The sequence below is a fragment of the Agrobacterium sp. ST15.13.013 genome (assembly GCF_027956525.1).
In the GTDB taxonomy this organism is placed as follows: domain Bacteria; phylum Pseudomonadota; class Alphaproteobacteria; order Rhizobiales; family Rhizobiaceae; genus Agrobacterium; species Agrobacterium salinitolerans.
Map to the genome: position 1 here is coordinate 1 of NZ_JAQKGP010000105.1, position 422 is coordinate 422.

At 63.5% G+C, this 422-nt stretch carries 1 pseudogene; it reads right to left on the minus strand.

Annotation, left to right across the window (positions count from 1 at the left end):
* Positions 1 to 422, minus strand: a pseudogene (locus PL597_RS26090) (MFS transporter); the annotation flags it as partial.

Here is a 422-nt window from a genome sequence, read left to right on the forward strand (position 1 = left end):
GCATCGGGTGCACCGCGGGAAAGATTGGTCGGCAGCACCACGGGCGCCATGCCGAAGGCAAGGCCCCAAAGCGCGACGAGCGCGAATGCGGCGCCGCTGTGAACACCCCAGACAACGAGGGCAATCGTCGCGAATGCCATCAGGGCGGCGGTAACGATGAGTGCGAGGCGGATACTGGTGTCAGCCATCCGGCCCCCCAGCACATTGCCGATCACGGAAGCAACGCCAAAGCCGAGCAGGGCGAGGGCAATCGGCGTGGTGTCAAGCAGCGTCACCTGTTCGAGGAAGGGACGCACATAGACCGAGCCGGCAAAATGCCCTGTCATCAGCAACAGGATTGCCAGCATCCCCAGTTGAACGCTGCGCCGCCGCGTCAGCCGGAAAACATCGGAAAGACTGTTGCTCGTACTTGCCGGCAGCGA